At 46.4% G+C, this 19,141-nt stretch carries 20 protein-coding genes; 10 read left to right on the top strand and 10 right to left on the bottom strand.

What is annotated here, in order from left to right:
• Nucleotides 1-74: 74 nt before the first annotated feature.
• From ACTHSQ_RS06505 to ACTHSQ_RS06490, 4 genes are all read right to left on the bottom strand, one after another.
• A complete protein-coding gene (locus ACTHSQ_RS06505) occupies nucleotides 75-869 on the bottom strand; it encodes a 3'-5' exonuclease (RefSeq protein ID WP_154953980.1) in 795 nt (264 codons plus the stop codon).
• Nucleotides 870-1,566: 697 nt separating this feature from the next.
• Nucleotides 1,567-2,451 (bottom strand): lipid A biosynthesis lauroyl acyltransferase, encoded by an 885-nt coding sequence (locus ACTHSQ_RS06500; RefSeq protein ID WP_283122203.1) that lies wholly within the window; start codon nucleotides 2,449-2,451, stop codon nucleotides 1,567-1,569.
• A gap of 78 nt (nucleotides 2,452-2,529) precedes the next feature.
• Entirely contained in the window at nucleotides 2,530-3,075 is a 546-nt protein-coding gene (gene ruvC / locus ACTHSQ_RS06495; RefSeq protein ID WP_003684216.1) for a crossover junction endodeoxyribonuclease RuvC, read from the bottom strand.
• Nucleotides 3,076-3,084: 9 nt separating this feature from the next.
• Nucleotides 3,085-3,915: a carbon-nitrogen hydrolase family protein gene (locus tag ACTHSQ_RS06490; protein ID WP_003684116.1), complete on the bottom strand. Its 831-nt coding sequence runs from the start codon at nucleotides 3,913-3,915 to the stop codon at nucleotides 3,085-3,087.
• A 94-nt stretch (nucleotides 3,916-4,009) separates the two neighbouring features.
• On the opposite strand from ACTHSQ_RS06490, the gene ACTHSQ_RS06485 reads away from it, so the two are divergent.
• The 10 genes from ACTHSQ_RS06485 to ACTHSQ_RS06440 all read left to right on the top strand — a co-directional run bounded on the left by ACTHSQ_RS06485 (nucleotide 4,010) and on the right by ACTHSQ_RS06440 (nucleotide 11,867).
• Nucleotides 4,010-4,309, top strand: a complete 300-nt coding sequence (locus tag ACTHSQ_RS06485) for a porin (RefSeq protein WP_283121674.1) — start codon at nucleotides 4,010-4,012, stop codon at nucleotides 4,307-4,309.
• A gap of 404 nt (nucleotides 4,310-4,713) precedes the next feature.
• Nucleotides 4,714-5,172: a hypothetical protein gene (locus ACTHSQ_RS06480; RefSeq protein ID WP_440371111.1), complete on the top strand. Its 459-nt coding sequence runs from the start codon at nucleotides 4,714-4,716 to the stop codon at nucleotides 5,170-5,172.
• Nucleotides 5,173-5,234: 62 nt separating this feature from the next.
• Complete coding sequence (locus ACTHSQ_RS06475; RefSeq protein WP_311459570.1) at nucleotides 5,235-5,756, top strand: XAC2610-related protein; 522 nt, start codon at nucleotides 5,235-5,237, stop codon at nucleotides 5,754-5,756.
• 6 nt (nucleotides 5,757-5,762) lie between these two features.
• The gene (locus ACTHSQ_RS06470) at nucleotides 5,763-6,800 is read left to right on the top strand and encodes a hypothetical protein (RefSeq protein ID WP_440371112.1); all 1,038 of its coding nucleotides are present in this window, start codon (nucleotides 5,763-5,765) and stop codon (nucleotides 6,798-6,800) included.
• A 41-nt stretch (nucleotides 6,801-6,841) separates the two neighbouring features.
• Nucleotides 6,842-7,297: a DUF6636 domain-containing protein gene (locus ACTHSQ_RS06465; RefSeq protein WP_440371113.1), complete on the top strand. Its 456-nt coding sequence runs from the start codon at nucleotides 6,842-6,844 to the stop codon at nucleotides 7,295-7,297.
• A 38-nt stretch (nucleotides 7,298-7,335) separates the two neighbouring features.
• Nucleotides 7,336-8,154 (top strand): CHAP domain-containing protein, encoded by an 819-nt coding sequence (locus tag ACTHSQ_RS06460; RefSeq protein ID WP_070633256.1) that lies wholly within the window; start codon nucleotides 7,336-7,338, stop codon nucleotides 8,152-8,154.
• A 70-nt stretch (nucleotides 8,155-8,224) separates the two neighbouring features.
• A complete protein-coding gene (locus ACTHSQ_RS06455) occupies nucleotides 8,225-8,746 on the top strand; it encodes a hypothetical protein (RefSeq protein WP_003684204.1) in 522 nt (173 codons plus the stop codon).
• Between the two features lie 408 nt (nucleotides 8,747-9,154).
• Nucleotides 9,155-9,574, top strand: coding sequence for a hypothetical protein (locus tag ACTHSQ_RS06450; RefSeq protein ID WP_440371114.1), 420 nt, complete (start codon nucleotides 9,155-9,157; stop codon nucleotides 9,572-9,574).
• Nucleotides 9,575-9,576: 2 nt separating this feature from the next.
• Entirely contained in the window at nucleotides 9,577-10,347 is a 771-nt protein-coding gene (locus ACTHSQ_RS06445; protein WP_440371115.1) for a hypothetical protein, read from the top strand.
• 227 nt (nucleotides 10,348-10,574) lie between these two features.
• A complete protein-coding gene (locus tag ACTHSQ_RS06440) occupies nucleotides 10,575-11,867 on the top strand; it encodes a valine--pyruvate transaminase (protein WP_440371116.1) in 1,293 nt (430 codons plus the stop codon).
• 68 nt (nucleotides 11,868-11,935) lie between these two features.
• Here ACTHSQ_RS06440 and ACTHSQ_RS06435 read toward each other — a convergent pair whose 3' ends face one another.
• From ACTHSQ_RS06435 to fetA, 6 genes are all read right to left on the bottom strand, one after another.
• Nucleotides 11,936-12,694: an iron ABC transporter ATP-binding protein gene (locus ACTHSQ_RS06435; RefSeq protein WP_070765219.1), complete on the bottom strand. Its 759-nt coding sequence runs from the start codon at nucleotides 12,692-12,694 to the stop codon at nucleotides 11,936-11,938.
• A gap of 80 nt (nucleotides 12,695-12,774) precedes the next feature.
• Nucleotides 12,775-13,401, bottom strand: a complete 627-nt coding sequence (locus ACTHSQ_RS06430) for an FmdE family protein (protein ID WP_440371117.1) — start codon at nucleotides 13,399-13,401, stop codon at nucleotides 12,775-12,777.
• 88 nt (nucleotides 13,402-13,489) lie between these two features.
• Entirely contained in the window at nucleotides 13,490-14,461 is a 972-nt protein-coding gene (locus ACTHSQ_RS06425; protein ID WP_070826345.1) for an iron chelate uptake ABC transporter family permease subunit, read from the bottom strand.
• Nucleotides 14,451-15,419 (bottom strand): ABC transporter permease, encoded by a 969-nt coding sequence (locus ACTHSQ_RS06420; protein ID WP_070873659.1) that lies wholly within the window; start codon nucleotides 15,417-15,419, stop codon nucleotides 14,451-14,453. Before ACTHSQ_RS06420 ends, ACTHSQ_RS06425 begins: the two co-directional genes overlap by 11 nt.
• A gap of 230 nt (nucleotides 15,420-15,649) precedes the next feature.
• Nucleotides 15,650-16,609, bottom strand: coding sequence for a siderophore ABC transporter substrate-binding protein (locus tag ACTHSQ_RS06415; RefSeq protein WP_440371118.1), 960 nt, complete (start codon nucleotides 16,607-16,609; stop codon nucleotides 15,650-15,652).
• Between the two features lie 212 nt (nucleotides 16,610-16,821).
• A complete protein-coding gene (fetA, locus tag ACTHSQ_RS06410; protein ID WP_440371119.1) occupies nucleotides 16,822-18,990 on the bottom strand; it encodes a TonB-dependent siderophore receptor FetA/FrpB in 2,169 nt (722 codons plus the stop codon).
• Nucleotides 18,991-19,141: the final 151 nt, after the last annotated feature.

Genomic DNA, 19,141 nt, shown 5'->3' with positions numbered 1-19,141 from the left:
TTGTCGGAATATAAAAAAGGGCGTGTCGATCACGCCCTTTTGGTTTTTTGGTTTAGCTGTTCAGACGGCCTGGTTTAATGCCAAGCAGCGACGAACTCTGCCCAGTGTTGTTTTTCTTCGGCTTGTGCGGCCAGATAATGTTTGATGCGTTTGATTTCGACTTCGTATTCGTCGGCATCGAGCGCACCGCTCATCATGCGAAAGCGCATGTACATCAGGTAGGTATTGGCGGCATCGGTTTCGCAATAATCGCGGATGTCTTTCAGACGGCCTGCATGATAAGCATCCCAAACCTTGCTGCCGTCCATGCCCAGTTTGCCGGGGAAGCCGCAGAGTTTGGCCATATCGTCCAAAGGCACGCTGGCGCGCGGTTGGTAGAGGGCGAGCAAATCCATCAGGTCGCAATGGCGGGTGTGGTAGCGGCTGATGTAGTTGTTCCACTTAAAGTCGCGGCTGTCGCCAAAATCGCCGTCGCCCATGTCCCAATAGCGGGCGGCGCTGATGCCGTGTATCAGGGCGCGGTAGTGGAGGACGGGCAGGTCGAAACCGCCGCCGTTCCAGCTGACGAGTTGCGGCGTATAGTTTTCGATGACCTCGAAGAACTTGGCAATCATGACTTCTTCGCTGTCTTCGGGATCACCGATGGTGCTGACGCGGATTTTGTCTTGCCCCCAGCGCATACAGCAGGAGATGGCGACGACTTGGTGCAGATGGTGTTGCATAAAGTCGCTACCGGTTTTGGCACGGCGTTGTTGTTGGGCAAACAGGACGACTTCATTGTCGGGCAAATCGGCAGGTAAATCGTAAAGCTGGCGGATGCCGTTTACGTCGGGAATGGTTTCGATGTCGAAGGCGAGTATCGGAGTCATGGCGTGATCGGGTTGGATAAGGGATGATGTCATTGTGGCATGACGGCGCAGATAAAAAAAGAGGCAATCCCCCACAGGATTGCCCCAATACCTCAAATCAGAGATTTACGCTTCACAAACAATACAGGTTTTCACCTGCGGCTTTACAGATGCAGCTCAACTCTGCATCAGTAAACTTTCATTTCGGGTATTGCACCGAAATCCTCTAAGATACCGCAATTTCTTGCAATATCAGAAAAATGCTTACAAAAGTATCTAAAACCGGCGAGGCCGTCTGAGCGTTTTGTAATTTGATGTAGTGAAATTTACGCGAATTTTTACAGTTTGCCAAGTATTTTTTTCTGAAGGCTTGTTTTGGTATAAATTTCAGGTGTTGTCATATTTTTGCAATTATATTTCATAATTGTTCAAAAGTTAGGTATTTATTTTATTTTTTTAAATTTTAATTTAATTTTATTTCATATTTTAAATGATTAAAATGTATTTTTTCAAATGAACTATTTTGCAATATATTGTTTTTAAAAGAAATTAAATTTAATATATAAATGAAAAAAGTTGTTTTTAAAGCATTTAAAGCGGAATATTATTTGATTGTTTGAACTCAAACATGAGTTTCGGTTTGATTCAATTAAAATGAAAAAGCAGCGAAAGAAAAATTTCGCCGCTTTTTGTATATTCAAATTGTAATTCGATGTAGTCAATAAAAGCTGCTTTCGCCTTCGGGACGGGTTTTGAAGCGTTTGTGCAGCCAGAAATATTGTTCGGGATGCTCGCGTACCCGCTCTTCGATAAAGTCGTTCATGCGCTGGGTATCGGCTTCGACATTTTCGGTTGGGAAATTGTCCCAAGCCGGATAGAAGCGCAGGGTTACGGTATTGTCGGCTTCACGCGTGGGGATGGCGGGAATGATTTTGGCTTTGGTCATGCCGGCGATACGGCTGAGGCCGGTAATCGTGGCCGTCTGAATGCCGAAGAAATTAACGAAAATGGAATCGTTGCGGCCGAAGTCTTGGTCGGGCAGATAAAGAAAGGGCGCATCGCTTTTGCGCAGGTGTTTGATGATGGCACGCAGGCCTTCTGTGCGGCCGATCAGGAAAACATTGTTGTAGCGGTGACGGCCTTTCAGGATTTGCTCGTCCAGGGCTTTGTTTTTTTGGTGCGAATACATGCTGGTCAGCGGCACATCCTGATTGAGCGTGTAAACCGCCATTTCAAATGCGGTAAAGTGCGGATAGAGGATGATGACTTTTTCACCGGCGGCAAGGGCTTCGTCGAGATGGTGTTTGTCTTGATAGCGTACCAACGAGCGCAGCTTGTCCGCAGGCGCGTACCAGTAGAGGCCGTATTCGAGCATCAGCTTCGCCATGTGTTGGAAGTGGCGTTTGAGCAGGGCGGTGCGCTGGCTGTCGTTCAGCTCGGGAAAGCATTTTTTGAGGTTGACCTCGCCGACTTTGCGGCGCGGTTTGACCGCGTAATAGGCGAGAATACCGATCGCGTCGGCAATCTTGTGCAACACGCAAAAAGGCAGCAGGCGGATGAGGTAGAGAAAAAGGAAGGCGGCTTTCATGAAGGCTCGCTGTATGTGGGCAAAGGGTTATTATAACCGAAAGGCCGTCTGAAAACGGGCTGGAACACTATTTCAGACGGCCTGAATGTCGGCTTACCATTGGAAGCGGCCGCGTTTGACCTGCAGTCCGTCGGGGTTGAGTTGCGAAGCCAATCCGTGATTGCGCAGGGCGTGGGTGAGGGCGACGGCGAGTCCGTCGGCGGCATCGGCTTGCGGCGTGCCTGAAAGTGCAAGCATTTGGACAACCATATGCTGCACTTGCTCTTTGGCGGCCTTGCCCTTGCCGACCACAGCCTGCTTGACCTGAAGAGCGGTGTATTCAAACACGGGCAAATCGTGCATGACCAAAGCGGCAATCGCTGCACCGCGCGCCTGACCGAGCATTAACGTTGCGGCCGGATTGACGTTGACGAATACTTGCTCGATGGCTGCCTGATGGGGTTGATAGTGGCGGATGATTTCGTCGATATGGCGGACAATCACGGCGATGCGTTCGGAAAGCGACGCGCCGGTCGGCGTTTTGATACAGCCGGAAGCAACATAATGATGCTCGCGGCCGTGGACATCAATCACGCCGAAGCCGGTCACGCGGCTGCCGGGGTCGATGCCGAGAATGCGTGTGGGTTGGAACTGGGACATAGTGCGTGTTTAAAGTAATCGGTGTTTCAGGGCAGGCAGGCGCGTGCGCACGCTTTGCAGGCGCGCAGTATCCAAATCGGCACAAATCACGCCTTCGCCTTCCGGCAACGTCGCCAACACATCACCCCAAGGGTCGATAATCATACTGTGGCCGAATGTGCGGCGGCCGCTTTCATGCGGTCCGCCTTGTGCCGACGCGATGACGTAGCATTGGTTTTCCACTGCACGGGCGCGCAGCAGCAATTCCCAATGCGCCTTGCCGGTTGTGTAGGTAAATGCAGCCGGCAACAGCAAAACATCAAATGGCTGCTGGGCGCGGAAAAACTCAGGAAAGCGCAAATCGTAGCAGACCCCGGCCGCCAGCGGAACATCGTCCACGCTCAGCTTCGGCACATCGTTGCCCGCCAATATCGTATCGGCTTCGGCGTAGCGTTCGCCCAAACCGGAAAAGCCGAACAGGTGCATTTTGTGGTAAAGCCCGACTCGGTTGCCGTCGCGGTCATACACCAGCATCGTGTTCATCACCTTGCCAGCGTTTTTGCTTTGCAGCGGAACCGTACCGCCAAACAACACCACGCTGCATTTCCTTGCCGTTTTGCTTAAGGCCGTCTGAAAACGGGTGTGGCAGGTTTTGCCAACTCGTCCATCATCCAAAGGCTCGGCAAATGCCAGCTTATCCGTATCGTTTTTGCCCATCAGCGGCCAATATTCGGGCAGCAACACCCAATCTGCCCCTTGTTCCGCAGCCTCGCGGACAAGGCGCTTCATGGTGGCAATATTGGTTTCGGGGTCGGTGGACGACACCATTTGCACAGCGGCGGCGCGTAAAGAGCGCATCATCAAAACTCCTGTCAGATTTTGCAAGAATTGTAACTTGTTTACGTACAAGGCCGATACAATCGTCACACAATTCCTCTCCCAAAAAGGATAAACCATGAACTTGAAACTTCTCCTCACTGCCGCACTTTCCCCCGCCGCACTTGCCGCACACGCCGACGTACAGCTTTACGGCAGCATCAAAAGCGGCATCGAAACCTCGCAAACCCGTTTCGGCGGCCAAACATACAGCCGAACCGCCGTTGCCGACCAAGGCAGCCACATCGGTTTGCGTGGCTCGCATCCGATTGGCGGCGGAACGAATTTTATTTGGGAAGTCGAACAAGACACCCCTGTCGGCAAAAGCGGATCCATCCGCCAAGACTGGCGCGAACGTCGAGACAATTTTGGCCGTTAAAGGAAAGATTGGATAGTAAAGGCCGTCTGAAAAATCAGGATAACTGGTTTTCAGACGGCCTGTTTTTTATTTTGAGAATAATTATATAGTGTATTTTAACTTGCTGTTTTTATTGTTTTAAATGACGAGTTGTGGGAGCTTGCATATACCTTTTTTCGTATTAAAGGATGTTTGAAAAAATAGGTAGGATTAAAATCATCTATTCTATGAAATTTATAGAAGCATAATCAAAGAACGGTTATTTTTTAAATTCTATCTTTAAAATCTAATTGATAGTTATTTATTAGGACTAAGTTTTCAAAATGGTGCTAGAATATTGTGAGCAATAAAATATAAATTTATGAGTTTTAAAAAATGGGTATTGCTATAATGGGCTAAGCCATTACAAATTTAAGGAGTTTGACATGAAAAAAGCATTATTTCTTTCTATTTGCCTGTTAGGAGCTGGTTCTTGTTTTGCTCAGGATTTTTCAGCACTTTCTGTTTTTAAAGATACTATTAAGAAGTCAATCGATGAGAAAACATATACTCTATGCAATGTAGAAAAATATGATCAACTACATAAAATTGGAAATGAATGTTTGTATAGTTTATCTCTTAGCTTAGATAATGCAATAGATAAAAAATATAAAAAATTACAAATTGAAAACAAAAAAAATAAATTAGTTGAAAAATTTCCTTCAAGTTATTTTTCTAAGTTAAGAAAAACGTACTCTGTTTATGAGGATGAAGCTTGTTTTAATCCATTAAATGATATTACCGATGGGTTAAAAAATTCTTATGATGCAAAAGAGCTTGTTTGTAATGTGGAGCAGAAATTATTTCATATAAAAACATTAGAAAATTTTGATAAAAATATTTGATTTATCTTAATTTAAGGTTATAATGTAATTTGAAAAAAATCCACATTTTTCAAGGAGGAGTAATGCAATATAAAAAACTATTCACAATTCCTTTTATTGCACTTTCTTTATTTTCTACTGCGTGCGCCGTGCAAAGTGGAAACGTAGTTGGAAAAGAAAGTGTTTATCCACCAGTAGCAAATTTTTCTTTTGGAATTAAGATAAAACCACTTTCTGATATGGATTATCAGGCTGTCATTACAAATAAAAAAACTAAAAAAATACAAATTATTGAAAGTATGTCACATCCCCCTCTAACTGCAGATCATTTGGTTCAAATACAAGACTTAAATAATGATGGATACCCTGATGTTATTTTAAAGGGTTTTCCTGTTGCAGCGTCAGCAATTAATGGTAATGAACTTTATATGTTCAATCCTGAAACTAAACAATTTGAAGAAACTAAAGATATTACCCAGCTTGGCGAAATTCATGCTAGTGGAAAAAACTGTATTTACGTTGATTATCGGAAAAATTCAATGGAATACTCCCAGGATCATTATTGTTGGCGTAATGGTAAATGGCATTTTGTTAAAAATAGGTAAAATATTATGAATGATAAATTCGATCAAGATCGCTATATGAAATTGCGTGATAAGATGATAGAAAACAATGAGAACGTTGTCGATAATATCTATTTAGATACTAGGGCAGTTCCAACAATTTCTGCTGGTGTTGCATTAATTGAACGCGGTAAAGATAAGCGTTGGCATGTGAATGCCGATAGAGTTGCGAAATTGGCTAACATGTTAAATTTAACTAAAGAAGAAAATAAAATTCTGAATACCTCATTAAATAAACAAGAAAACCTTTTAAATAAATATCAACCGAAACCAACTGAATATTCTAACTTCACGTCTCTGTTATCATCAGAGCTTGGAAAAGAAGCTGCGCAAATATTTGGAACAATAAAGTTAACAAAGCACAATGGTACTTATACTTATGATGTTTATACTCAATCAGAAAGCACAATAAAAATTAGTTTAACTCGTCAGCAGTCGATGGAAATGTATGCTCAAATTGCTCCTGAGTATGAAAGAAGATTGGATAATGAAGTTTTAAAAAAAGTAAATTGCCCTAAAGAAGCTTTATCAGAAGAACAACGTGCGGCTCTATATTCTATGACTTACCATGGTCGGATAGAAAAAGCTAAAAAAGTAGCTGATGCTATTGGCGATTATTGGAGAGGTGAAATTTCAGAGACTGCTTTGCATTCAAGAATAAAACAAACTATAGGGGTAAATTCTAAAGGGGCAAATTCTAATTTTTCAGGCCGTGAAAAATCTGAATTGCAATATTTGAAGCTGATTAAACAGCGCCCTGAAAAACATAGTATGGAAAAATCTGATACAAATCTTGCAGAATTAAACTTAAGTCCGGCAGGTAAACTCCAAGCTCTAATTCAAGGCTTTAAGCATGACAAAGATGGTACGTTCACAGCCAAAGCATTGGCTGACAATGCCGATGTGGTGGCAAATTTTAGAGATGAGTTGCGAGAGACTTTAAAACAAAATCAGGCTCAAGAAGTTGCTCAAAATACTCCGCAAGTTCAAGAAGAGCGCAGCTCTGGCGGTCGATCGTTTAGTTAGGAAATATTTAATAACCTTAAAACCCTAATAGGAGTCTTTGTATGCAGAAATTATTTATTCTAATATCATTAACTTTATCAGTTTCGGCTTGTGCTGTATTTCCAATGGAAGAAACTGAAGATGTGATAAATAGTGGATTATATAATATCGATTTTCGTGCCGGAAACGGTAAGATTTATTGCGGCGGTGATGCGAAAGTATCTGATTTGGCTCAGGGTGTATCATGTCTGACTGAAATTAAAGGTAAGCCTGTTTTACCGCGCCCCAACGATTGCGAACTTGAATGGGGTGGAACATTCTTCTTAGGTAAAACCGGTAAAGCAGATATGGTTTGTCATAGTGACTTTCCTTTTAATCCCAAAGCCCGTATCTTGAAAAATGGAGAAACAGTTAAAGGTAATGGCTGGCAATGTACGGCTTCCGGTTCAGAAGTAACTTGCATAAATCAAGATAAACATGGATTTAAGATTAGTCAGGAAGTGCAGAAGCTGTTTTAATACATCTTTAGGAATTTAATTTATTAAAGGAATGGTATATGGATACAAATAAAACTGGTAATCACAAGCAAGAAAATCAAAGAGACCAAGTTCGAGAACAGGTTATCAATGATTATATTGAAAATTTAAGGAAATATAATGGCTATACCGAAAAAGGTAAGGATAATACCATTTTTGGGGCTCATTATGGCATGCAAGGCCAATATTGGTGCGATATGTATGTTGATTATGTTATGGAAGATTCGTTTGGCAGGCGAAATGCTCAAAAAATGCTAGGTGGGTTTTCTGCAGGAACGGAACTTAGTAAAGCTAATTATCAAAAAATAGGTAATTGGCATGATGCAAAAGATTATGTTCCTCAAAAAGGCGATCAAATTTTCTTTCTTAACCCCACAAAAGATAAATCCAGGACGGTCAATCATACGGGAGTTGTTATTGACGTTGATTTGGAAAAAGGTATTGTTTATACAATTGAAGGTAATACTAGTGCTAAACCTGGAGATGGAAATGGAACAACAGTTAGGGAGAAACAATATCCTTTAGACAAAAATACAATAAAAGGGTATGGTACACCTGATTGGGATATTGAAATTGATAAACGAATTCAAGAAATAAATAAATCATCCACTGTAAACGAACTTTCTTCAAAGAATAAATTGCAAAATTTGATAAACGGCTTTAAAAATGACCAAGATGGTACGTTCACAGCCAAAGCATTGGCTGACAATGCCGATGTGGTGGCAAATTTTAGAGATGAGTTGCGAGAGACCTTAAAACAAAATCAGGCTCAAGAAGTTGCTCAAAATACTCCGCAAGTTCAAGAAGAGCGCAGCTATGGTGGTCGTTCGTTTGGTTAAATCCTTCCCAAATTTGAAGAATGCTGATGATAGTACGTTTTTTCCTTATTCTTTCAATAGATAGTTACGCATGAATAATAACGAACTTGAGCAAGCACATAATCTTTTGCTTGAAACCGCCGAGGTAATGACACAATTTAGGCAAAGTACCCATCAGATTGTCCAAAATCTTGAAGATAAATTGGATAAATCACTTTACGATCAACGCAAAATGATTACGGAGATGGTGCGTGCGGAAGTGACGAAAGAAATGTCAAATTCGGTGGCAGGTTATGTGCGAGATATGGAAAAGGCACGCAACCAAATGGCTGATCAAGTACGTGAATTCAATGCATACTTGAATAAGGTAAATGAAGAAAATCAGAAGATTTCTTCACGTTTGGTATGGATTATTTCGCTTGCAATGGCAACATTGGTTATTGGCGGATTGGCATTATCTTTCTTTTATACAATGTTGATTGACCAAAAACGACAGGATGCGGATATGGTCGGCCGCATCAATCGAGCCAATATCGTGCGATGCGGCGATGAACTTTGTGCCAAGACAGGTAAAAGCGTAGAAAATGGCTATCGGGTTATTCAGCATCGATAGCTGAGAAACTAAAGGCCGTCTGAAAAACCAGGATAACTGGTTTTCAGACGGCCTTTGTCTATTGTGAGGATAATTGTAGAATGTGCCTTTAGATCACAGTTTTTATTGTTAAAAATGAAGAATTTTAGGAGTGTATTACATACGCTCTTTTTTGTATTTAAGGATGCTTGGAAAAAATTAGTAGGCTTAAAATCATCTATTTTATGAAATTTATGGAAGCATGATAGAAGAGAGAGTGGTTTTTGGAAAGTTTTGTACATTGTCTTAAAATATGGCCGTTTGTCGTTTTATTTTATCTATGTTTGCGAAATACATGCTAGAATGTGAATAATTTAATGTAAACTTATTAATTATAAAGAAATAGTTATTATAATGGTTTAGATTGCTAAAAAGTTAAGGAGTTTTAAAATGAAAAAACTAGCTATTCTTTTGAGTTTGTCCCTTCTTTTGGCAGCTTGTGATTTAGGCTTTCCCAAAATGACTGTTAATTATGATAATTTGCCCCATGGGAAAATTAAAGAATATATTACTAAAACATTTCCAAATGAACCTGAAAAAGAAGCATTGAGCAAAATGATTTATGCTCAGTTAAGTGGTGATAAAAGTGCTGATAATATTAGAAAGACCGTTTCCCAAATGGGTATGACTTGTGAAGTAGAAAAAGAGATGTGCGAGTATTCAGGATATATTAAAACTAAGGTTGCCGGTATTAGCTCGGGAAGTGGTCGGGCAAAACGCATTTATCATATCGTTATTTTCCCTAAAAAAGGGATGGATTCTTTGAAGATTGAATATCAAATTGTAGAAGATACGGAGAAGGTGAATTAAATATGGAAAATACTGGGAACTATAAAATTGTGAAATCACAATTACCTCTTTTAGGAGGTATAGCTGGACATAATTTTATTGCTGTATTGGATCCTAATAATCGGGTAATTCATGAATTGAATGGACTTGCCACATCAAAAGATGGGGAAATTAAACCAATCGGTTATTTACCTTCTGATAAATTGTATGTTTACAATGAAAAAGAAGTAAAAGGATTTTTTTATAATTCATCTCAAAATCAAGAAGTAGTTTTTGAAGGGAATTATAAAGATGTTATGGATAAATTTAATTTAGGGTATGCGATAGGAAAAGAAATTAATAAACATGAATTCACATATCCATTCTTCGGTTTAGGAGATAATAGTAACTCTGTTGCCTCCACCTTATTAAAAGGTATAGGGTTAAATGATCCTGATTTAGGGCATGCTTTAACACCAGGAGAAGAGTCCTTATTGATACCTGAGGAACAGTTAAGGAATATTCGCCAAAATTGGGAGTTACAACATAAAAAGGTTAATCTTGGAGAAATAGGCGTAAATTTTGCTGAATCAGCTTTAACTGCAGCTGACAAACTTCAAGCTCTAATTCAAGGCTTTAAAAATGACAAAGATGGTACGTTCACAACCAAAGCATTGGCTGAAAATGCCGATGTAGTGGCGAATTTTAGAGATGAGTTGCGAGAAACCTTAAAACAAAATCAGACTCAAGAAGTCGCTCAAAATGTTCCGCAAGTTCAAGAAGAGCGCAGCTATGGTGGTCGTTCGTTTGGTTAAATCCTTCCCAAATTTGAAGAATGCTGATGATAGTACGATTTTCCCTTATTCTTTCAATGGATAGTTACTCATGAACAATAAAGCGTAGAAAATGGCTATCGGGTTATTCAGCATCGATAGCTGAGAAACTAAAGGCCGTCTGAAAAATCAGGATAACTGGTTTTCAGACGGCCTTTGTTCTTATAATAACGGTTTATTGTTTTCACGCACCCAGCAACGGAGTTTCCATGCAGTTTTCAGCATTCGGCGAAAAATTCACACAACACAGCGGTATTTTGCAGTTGATGGACGATTTGGGCGACGCGCTCAAAAGCGACAAGCCCGTCAATATGCTTGGCGGCGGTAATCCGGCGAAGATTGCTGAAGTCAATGCCGTGTTCGCCGATGTGTTTTCCAAGCTGGCGGCGGAACACGCTGTTGAGAATATCGGCAATTATTCCAATCCGCAGGGCGATGCGACGCTGATTACGGCTTTGACTGAGTTTCTCAACCGCGAATACGGCTGGAATCTGACGGCAGACAATATCGCGCTGACCAATGGTTCGCAAAACGCGTTTTTCTATTTGTTCAACCTGTTCGGCGGCAAGTTTAATCTTTCAGACGGCCAAACGGCTGAAAAAGCCATTTTGTTGCCGCTTGCGCCTGAATATATCGGTTATGCCGACGTGCATGTCGAAGGGCAGCATTTTATTTCGGTTAAGCCGAAAATCGAAAACGTCGAACACGAAGGCGAAGCGGGATTTTTCAAATACCGCGTGGACTTTGACGCGCTGGAGAGCCTGCCTGAATTGAAAGAGGGCAAAATCGGTGCGATTTGCTGTTCGCGCCCGACCAACCCGACCGGTAATGTGCTGACCGACGGCGAGATGGCGCGTTTGGACGCTTTGGCGCAAGAACACGGGATTCCGCTGATTATCGACAACGCTTACGGCATGCCGTTCCCGAATATTATTTACAGCGATGTGACGCTCAACTGGCACGAAAACATCATCCTCTGCTTCAGCCTTTCTAAAATCGGCCTGCCCGGCGTGCGTACCGGCATTATTGTCGCTGCGCCGGAAGTGGTCAAAGCCGTCAGCAGTTTGAATGCGATTGTGAATCTGTCGCCAACCCGTTTCGGCGCGGCGATTGCGGCTCCGCTGTTAAACGACGGCCGTCTGAAACAGCTGGCCGACGAAGTGATTCAGCCGTTTTACCGTCAGCAGGCGCAAACGGCGGTTTCCCTGCTCAAGCGTGAATTGGGCGCGTATCCGTTGAAAATCCACAAGCCTGAAGGTGCGATTTTCTTGTGGCTTTGGTTTGAAAACCTGCCCGTTTCGTCGCAAACTTTGTACGAAATGCTCAAGGCCGAAGGCACGCTGATTATTCCGGGCGAGCATTTTTTTGTCGGCATCGATACGCAAGACTATCCGCACGCGCATGAGTGCATCCGCATGAGCATTGCGCAGGACGCGGAAACGCTGGAAAAAGGCATTGTCGCGATCGGTCGCGTGGTGCGCGGTTTGTACGATAAAAAATAAACGCTTTGAATAGGCAAAGGCCGTCTGAAACCTGAACAATCGGGTTTCAGACGGCCTTTTTGTCGGATTTAGATATGGTGGATAACCAGTTTTTTGCCTTCGTAATCGAGGACGTTGACGTCCATATCGAATAGGGTTTTGATGTTTTCGGCGGTGAAAATATCGTTGGGCTTGCCCTGCATAGCGACTTGGCCGTTTTTCATGGCGACGACGTAATCGGCGTAGGCTGCTGCCTGGTTGATGTCGTGCAGGACGACGACAGTGGTGCGTTTGTGTTCGTCGGTCAGCCGGCGCAGGATTTGCATGAGGGAGCGGGCATGATACATGTCGAGGTTGTTTAGCGGTTCGTCCAGCAAAACGTAGTCGGTGCGCTGGCAGAACACCATGGCAATCATGGCGCGTTGGCGTTGGCCGCCGGAAAGCTCGGTCAGGTAGCGGTCGGCGAAGTCTTGCAGGTGGAACTCGGCGAGCGCTTCTTCGACGATGGTTTTATCAGTTTCAGACGGCCTGCCTTGATGGTAGGGATAGCGGCCGAACATGAGCAGATCGCGCACGGTAATGCGGCTCATGATGCTGTTTTCTTGGGTGAGGATGGAGAGCGTGCGGGCAAGTTCGGCGGTGGGGGTGGTTTTGATGTCTTTGCCTGCGTAGCTGATGTTGCCGTGTACCAAGGGCTGCAGGCGCGCCATAAAGGAGAGGAGGGTGGATTTGCCTGCGCCGTTCGGGCCGATCAGCGCGGTAATGCCGCCTTCGGGAATGTCGAGGCTGACGTCGTTGAGGATGGGATTGCTGCCGATGGTGTGGCTGACGTTGCGGATGGTAATCATAGGTTGGTCCGAAAATGGAAATTGGGGTTTCAGACGGCCTTGAGTTTTAAGGCCGTCTGAAACTTATTGATTATGACGTTTTAGATTTCTTTGACGGTGACAAATTCAGGATTGTCGGCTTGGCCAATCAGGAAGGCGCGGACGCGTTCTTGCCAGAGTTCGCCGAATTGTTTGAGTTCGTCAGTACTTGCGCTGCCGCTGACGGCTTTGGGCATGATGTCGCGCATTTGCGGTGCAAAGGGTTGGAGCGCGGCGTTGAGGCTGACGGCAACGGTTTTGCCGGTGTCGCGGCGGCGGAGCGCGAGTGTGCCGTTGATTTCGCCTGCACCAAAGGACAAGAGGTGGCGGCGGGCAAAGCGTCCGGCTGGGCCTACGCCGCCAAAGCCGGTTTCAGGTGCCGCGCCGGTAAGGAGTTGGACGACGGAAGCGGTAACGCCGGTCGTGCCTTCGTCACGCTCGCCCTGCATAAAGGCTTCGATGTCGCCGCGTTGCGGCAGCTCTGTGCCGTAAAGGGCTTTCAGGCCTTTGACCACCATCAGGTAGGCACCGGCGACGGTCGGGCAGGAGTGGCCGCACAGGCGCACGGCATCGGCGTAGCGGTAAGTGAGGATGCCGTTTTCGGCCGCGCCGAGGAAGTCGGCCAATGCGTCTTGGACGGTAATGGTCGGGGCGTCATCGAAGAATGAAGGAAGGCGTTCTTGTGTCATGAGGGTTGTCCTTTATGGGTTTGCTTAGGCCGTCTGAAGGTTTCAGACGGCCTGAATTTATTTTTGCGAGCGTTTGGGCACGTTTAATTTATTTCTTTTTCAACACCAAATATAAAAATACCAATCCGCCTGCAAATTCGACGACCACGCTCAATACGGCCTGCATGCCGAGGAAGTGTTCGAAGATGGTTTGCCCGCCGACCAACAGGATGCCGCCGACACAAAAAGTCATGGGCAGGCGGACGGAATGTTTGACCGACGGGGAAAAGTGGTTGGCCAGCGCGGCAACCAGCAGGCCGAAAAAGCTTACCGGGCCGACAACGGCGGTCGCAGTTGCAACCAATGCGGCGATCCACAACAGCAGCCATAAGGTGTTGCGCGTGTAGTTGATGCCCAAATTGACGGCCTGATTGCGGCCGAGCAGGTAAACATCGAGGCGGTGGCGTTCGCGCCAGATCACGGCGGCGCTGATGAGCAACACGACTGCGCCGATACCCAACAATTCCGAGTGGACAGTATTGAAAGTGGCAAACATATTCGCCTGCGCCGCGGTAAATTCTTCGGGGTCAATCATGCGCGAAAGCAGCGACGACAGGCTGCGGAACAAAATCCCGAAAATCACGCCGATTAAAATCATGCGCGACAAATCTCGTCCGCCCTGTTTGATGAGCGTGTAGAACAGCAGAAGCGAGCCGCCCATCATGACGACCAGTTCAAAGCCGAATTTGCCCGTCAACGGCAGGGAAGCATAGCCCACGCCACCGAGCGTAAACACCAGCAAGGTCTGCAAAAACACATACAGCGAATCGAAACCCAAAATCGAAGGGGTCAGAATCGGATTGTTGGTCAGCGTTTGGAAGAGTTGCGTGGACACGCCGACCGCATAGGCAACCATCAGCAGCGCGGCAAGTTTGGTCAGACGCAGGTGCAGGACAAAGTCCCAATCGCCTTTGACGTTGAGCGTCATAAACAGAACGCAGGAAACCAGCAACAGCGCAAACGCGACCCACAGCGGACGGCTGCTTCCTGCCATAAAACCGATATTTTTTTCAGACGGCATGAGCAGGTTTCCTTAATAAAAGCCACAAAAACAAAGCCGTCCCCATCACGCCAAAAACCGTAGAGACCGGAATTTCAAACGGAAACACAATCACGCGTCCGACAATATCGCACAGCAACACCAAAGACGCGCCCAGCAAGGCCACTGCAGGCAGGCTTTGGCGCAGTTTGTCGCCCATCAGGCGGCTGATGATGTTCGGCACGACTAGGCCGATAAACGGAATATTTCCGACCGTCACGACCACTAAAGACGTAATCAGCGCCACAATAATCAGCCCCGACCACAGAATTGCCGTCCGGTTCAGCCCCAAGTTCACGCTCACCGTTTCGCCCAAACCCAAAATCGTCAGCTGGTCGGCAATCAAATAGGCAAACAAAGCCAAAATCCCCGTTGCCCACAACAGCTCATACCGTCCGAGCAACACGCCGGAAAAATCGCCCTGTTGCCACACGCCGAGCATTTGCAGCATTTCGTTTTCATACGCGATAAAGGTGGCCACCGCCTCAATTACACCGCCGAAAATAATCCCGACCAAAGGCACCATCAGTTGCGCGGTCGGCGGCAGGCGGCGGATCAGCAGCATAAAGACCAACATCCCGATCAGCGCGGCAACGGCGGCAACCGACATTTTTGCCAGCAGTGGCGCGGCCGGTAGCAGCAGGGTCATCAGCAGCAAACCCAAAGCCGCGCTTTGGCTTGCGCCCACCATCGACGGTTCGACAAAACGGTTGCGCATCAAAATCTGCATAATCATGCCGGCTACCGCCATCGACGCACCCGTCAGCACAATCGCAAACGTGCGCGGCAGGCGGCTGATGAACATGACTTGCTGGCTGTCGGATAGCGAAAACAGGGCGGACCATTTGAAGTCGGCCACGCCGACCGACAGGCTGACGGCAAACAATATCAGCAGCGCCACACCGTTGACCGCATTTAAAAATGAAGGTTTGTGAAACATAAAATGGTTCGGAAAAAATAAGGCCGTCTGAAAGAAGGGTTAAAGTATTTGGGAAAAAAAGCAGGTTTGCCCATCATAAAAACAGATGCAAACAGGCAAAAATTGTCCATTTGTACCATGTATTTTCAGACGGCCTAAATTCAATGACTTCAGATCAAGCAGCTTGATCCTGTGAATCATTAAACCGTTCAGGCCGTCTGAAAGAAGCGGGCGGCTATGCCCGTTCCGAATTACTTGGCCGCATTAAACGCATCGCTGACCTGTTTGGAAGCATTCAGCAATTCTTGTGCGCCGCCGGCCGCCAGATAGGTTTCCGGCACGAGGTACACGACTTGGCCTTTTTTCCAAGCGGTCGTTTCGGCAACCAAAGGATTGTTCAAAACATCTTTCGCAGCCTGACCTTCTTCACCGATGGCCGCGCCGCGGTCCAAAACGAACAGCCAATCAGGATTTTTCTCTTTCAGGTATTCAAAGCTGATAGGCTGGCCGTGGCTGCCTTCTTTAATTGATTCATCGACAGCAGGAACGCCGATGTCTTTGTGCAGCCAGCCGCCCAGTCGTGAAGACGGGCCGAAGGCGGACATTTTCCCGCCGTTGACCAAAATCACCAAACCTTTGCCTTTACCTTGCGCGGCAGTTTTCGCAGCGTCGAAAGATGCGTCGATTTCCGCCTTCAGCTTGTCGGCTTCCGCCTGTTTGCCGAAGATTTGCGCCAGCGCGTCGATACGCTCTTTGGCACTTTCTTTGAGGTTGGCGGTATCGGCGGTCATTTCGATGGTCGGCGCAATGGCGTTCAACTTGTCAAACGCTTTGGCTGCGCGGCTGCCGATGATGATGAGCTGCGGCTTATAGGCGTTGAGCGCCTCGTAATCCGGCTCGAACAGCGTACCGGCAGGTTTTGTCGTTTTGAAATATTCGTCCAAATAAGGCAGCAGGTTTTTGTCGATGGACAAACCGGTTTTCACGCCCAATTTGTTTAAAGTGTCGAGCATACCCAAATCGTAAACGGCGATACGTCCGGGATTTTGCGGCACTTTCGCGTCGCCGCGCGTCGTTTTGACGGTCAAATCTGCGCCTTCGGTTTGGGCTGCGGAAGCGGTTTGGGCGTTTTGGTTTGAAGCGGAATCTTTCGGCGAACACGCGCCCAAAGCAAGGGCGCAGCATACGGCTAAAGCAGTTAAACGTAACATGGGATAATTTCTCCGTTGTCGGGTTCGGGACAGGTAATATGGAGGAGTCGTCTGAAAATCCGCAAAGCGGATGCACGCATCAAACACCCATTCCAATCCTGCCATTGTCAAAAAAATTTGGGAAATGCCAGATTGAGAAATCTGATTGACAGGCAGGTCGTCTGAAAACCGACGCTGATTCAGACGACCTGCCCGTATTTTACCCGCTCTTTTTAGAAGCGGTAGTTAACGCCCAAGCGTACATCACGTCCGGTACCTGGTAGGGTATTGGTCCAGCGTTGACTGTGCGGATAGTAGAACTTGTTGAACACGTTGTTAACTGAAAGATTGATATTGAGCGTGTCTTTGCCCAATGGTTTCCAGTTGGCGAAGACATCGTTCACACCGAAACCTTGGCGTACAACGTTTTCCAGTTTGCCGTCGCGACCTTTTTGACCTGCCACCAATATCGAACCCACGGCTTTTTGAACATAGCGTCCGCGCCAGCCGATTTCCAGATTCGGATTTTGGAAGCGGTAGGCAAGGGAAGCCGTCCAAGTGCGGCCGGTTTGTGCGCCAAACTCGGGGTTCGCGCTTAACAATTTATCTTTGTGTGTATCGTAAAAACGCGGTTTGCTGTGGCTTACGCCGACTTTGGCAGTCAAGCCGCCGGTGCGGTAGGACGCGCCCAATTCGTAACCGTGGTTTTTGATGTAGCCGGCATTGACGGCTTCACGGATGGCGACAGAGTCGTGGCGGTTTTGCGGATTGGCAAGCGCGTCTTTGATGGTCTGCCAGAAGTAGCTGCCGTTTGCGGCAAACGTGCCGTCGTTGTAGTTGAAACCGATTTCGGTATTGCGCGCGCGTTCGGCTTTGGTGCCGTCGGCAATCGAGATGATGCCGCGCTTGCCGTGGGTTTGCAGCGCGTCATACAGGCGCGGGCTGCGGCTGGCGTAGTTGTGGCTTGCGCTGAAGCTCCAGTGTTCGTGCGGCTGCCAAATCACGCCGAAACTCGGGTTAAGGCTGCTGCTTGAAACGGTTTTGCCGTCATGGGTTTTCACCTTGAAGCGGTCGTAACGCAGTCCGCCGGTCAGGGTAAAGCCGTTAATTTCGTGAATGGCTTCGATATACGCGCCGGTATCGGTTTTGGTCGGGTTGGACAGTTTGTAGGAATGGACAAGATCCATAACTTTCTTGTCTTTCGCTTTTTCTTCATCGGTCTTATCTATTTCTTTTTTAGGATCTTTGGGGTCTGGTTTCTTACCGGAGATCTTAAATTCGTTGTTCAAAAACGCTTGCGGCTCGATTTCCTGATGGCGGTAGTTGATACCGTATTTCAACAGGGTTTGTTCGGCAAGGCGGCTGTCGAAGTTGAAGTTCGCACCACGAGTGGCGATTCGGGTATGGTTAGGGCCGACCACATTGCCTGCGTAACCGCTGCCGCTGTCATCGGCGGAATAGCGTTCGTTTTCCAACACATAGGCGTTGGCGTTCAGTTTTTCGACAAAGCCCAGGTTTTTACCCGTGTACTCCAAGTTGGTGTTGGATTGGGTAGTTTCACGGTATGAGGGTTTCTGCCTGTCTTTTGCAGGGTCGGACTCGAAGATTGTAAACTCTTCACGCACAGTACGGATGCCCCGGTGCTGGTCTTTCATGTGGCTCAACACGATGCGGTGGTCGCCGTCGCCGAAGGTTGTTCCGATTTTGGCCAGGTAGCTGCGTTTGTCCAGTGCGCTGTAAGGTACGGTTTTGCCGCCGTTGGGACTTTTGTAGCCTTTACCTGCTTCGTACTCTTTTTCATCGTTGCGGTTGTAAGAGAACAAACCGTCGAAGTTGCCCTCTTTTCCGAATACGCTTGCGCCGTAGTTTACGCCGTCATTAGAGGCATAGCCGCTGCTGAGGCGCACGCCCCAGTTTTTATCCAAGCCTTTGAGCAGGTCTTGGGCATCGACGGTTTTGGCGATGATCGCGCCGTTGGTTGCGCCGATACCGGCAGAGGCGGAACCCGCGCCTTTTTGTACGGAAACGACTTTAACCAAAGCGGGATCGACAATAAATCTGCCTTGGTGGTAAAGGATTTGGCTGTCGGAATAGGCGTTGTCCACCTTGATGTCGACAGAGTTCTGACCCATGCCGCGCAAGGTCATGTGTTGGGATGTGCCGTTACCGCCGCCGAAATCGATGGCAGGTTCTTCTTTTAACAATTCGCGCAAATCGGTTGCCGTGCTTTCGTCTTTTTGACGAAGAGTGACGATATTGGTTTTGATCTTGCTGCCTTGACGGTCACCTTTAACGGTAACGGTATCAAGCACAACATTGTCTTTGGCTTCATTTTCTGCGTGTGCAAAACCGGCTGCCAGTGTCAGTGACAGCAGGCTCAGTCGAAACAGGGGCGTATTCATTGAGAAATGTCCTTAATAAAATGACAGTAATAAAAAATAAAAGCAAATAAAGAGAAATTATCTTTAAAAGATGCAATTAAGAATAATCATCATTTATAATAATGCATTAAAAAGAAATAGTTGTAAAGAGTTGTGTTGAATTTGTAAAGGA

The organism is Neisseria sp. P0009.S008 (assembly GCF_051958615.1).
GTDB classification, from domain to species: Bacteria; Pseudomonadota; Gammaproteobacteria; order Burkholderiales; family Neisseriaceae; genus Neisseria; species Neisseria subflava.
Note: the sequence above shows the minus strand (reverse complement) of the source record. Positions and strands in the feature narration are given on the sequence as shown.

Excerpts from the sequence above, each read along its gene's own strand:
- ACTHSQ_RS06505 (WP_154953980.1), bottom strand. The coding sequence starts at position 869 with ATGACTCCGATACTCGCCTTCGACATCGAAACCATTCCCGACGTAAAC.
- ruvC (WP_003684216.1), bottom strand. The coding sequence starts at position 3,075 with ATGTCCCAGTTCCAACCCACACGCATTCTCGGCATCGACCCCGGCAGC.
- ACTHSQ_RS06490 (WP_003684116.1), bottom strand. The coding sequence starts at position 3,915 with ATGATGCGCTCTTTACGCGCCGCCGCTGTGCAAATGGTGTCGTCCACC.
- ACTHSQ_RS06485 (WP_283121674.1), top strand. The coding sequence starts at position 4,010 with ATGAACTTGAAACTTCTCCTCACTGCCGCACTTTCCCCCGCCGCACTT.
- ACTHSQ_RS06480 (WP_440371111.1), top strand. The coding sequence starts at position 4,714 with ATGAAAAAAGCATTATTTCTTTCTATTTGCCTGTTAGGAGCTGGTTCT.
- ACTHSQ_RS06475 (WP_311459570.1), top strand. The coding sequence starts at position 5,235 with ATGCAATATAAAAAACTATTCACAATTCCTTTTATTGCACTTTCTTTA.
- ACTHSQ_RS06470 (WP_440371112.1), top strand. The coding sequence starts at position 5,763 with ATGAATGATAAATTCGATCAAGATCGCTATATGAAATTGCGTGATAAG.
- ACTHSQ_RS06465 (WP_440371113.1), top strand. The coding sequence starts at position 6,842 with ATGCAGAAATTATTTATTCTAATATCATTAACTTTATCAGTTTCGGCT.
- ACTHSQ_RS06460 (WP_070633256.1), top strand. The coding sequence starts at position 7,336 with ATGGATACAAATAAAACTGGTAATCACAAGCAAGAAAATCAAAGAGAC.
- ACTHSQ_RS06455 (WP_003684204.1), top strand. The coding sequence starts at position 8,225 with ATGAATAATAACGAACTTGAGCAAGCACATAATCTTTTGCTTGAAACC.
- ACTHSQ_RS06450 (WP_440371114.1), top strand. The coding sequence starts at position 9,155 with ATGAAAAAACTAGCTATTCTTTTGAGTTTGTCCCTTCTTTTGGCAGCT.
- ACTHSQ_RS06445 (WP_440371115.1), top strand. The coding sequence starts at position 9,577 with ATGGAAAATACTGGGAACTATAAAATTGTGAAATCACAATTACCTCTT.
- ACTHSQ_RS06440 (WP_440371116.1), top strand. The coding sequence starts at position 10,575 with ATGCAGTTTTCAGCATTCGGCGAAAAATTCACACAACACAGCGGTATT.
- ACTHSQ_RS06435 (WP_070765219.1), bottom strand. The coding sequence starts at position 12,694 with ATGATTACCATCCGCAACGTCAGCCACACCATCGGCAGCAATCCCATC.
- ACTHSQ_RS06430 (WP_440371117.1), bottom strand. The coding sequence starts at position 13,401 with ATGACACAAGAACGCCTTCCTTCATTCTTCGATGACGCCCCGACCATT.
- ACTHSQ_RS06425 (WP_070826345.1), bottom strand. The coding sequence starts at position 14,461 with ATGCCGTCTGAAAAAAATATCGGTTTTATGGCAGGAAGCAGCCGTCCG.
- ACTHSQ_RS06420 (WP_070873659.1), bottom strand. The coding sequence starts at position 15,419 with ATGTTTCACAAACCTTCATTTTTAAATGCGGTCAACGGTGTGGCGCTG.
- ACTHSQ_RS06415 (WP_440371118.1), bottom strand. The coding sequence starts at position 16,609 with ATGTTACGTTTAACTGCTTTAGCCGTATGCTGCGCCCTTGCTTTGGGC.
- fetA (WP_440371119.1), bottom strand. The coding sequence starts at position 18,990 with ATGAATACGCCCCTGTTTCGACTGAGCCTGCTGTCACTGACACTGGCA.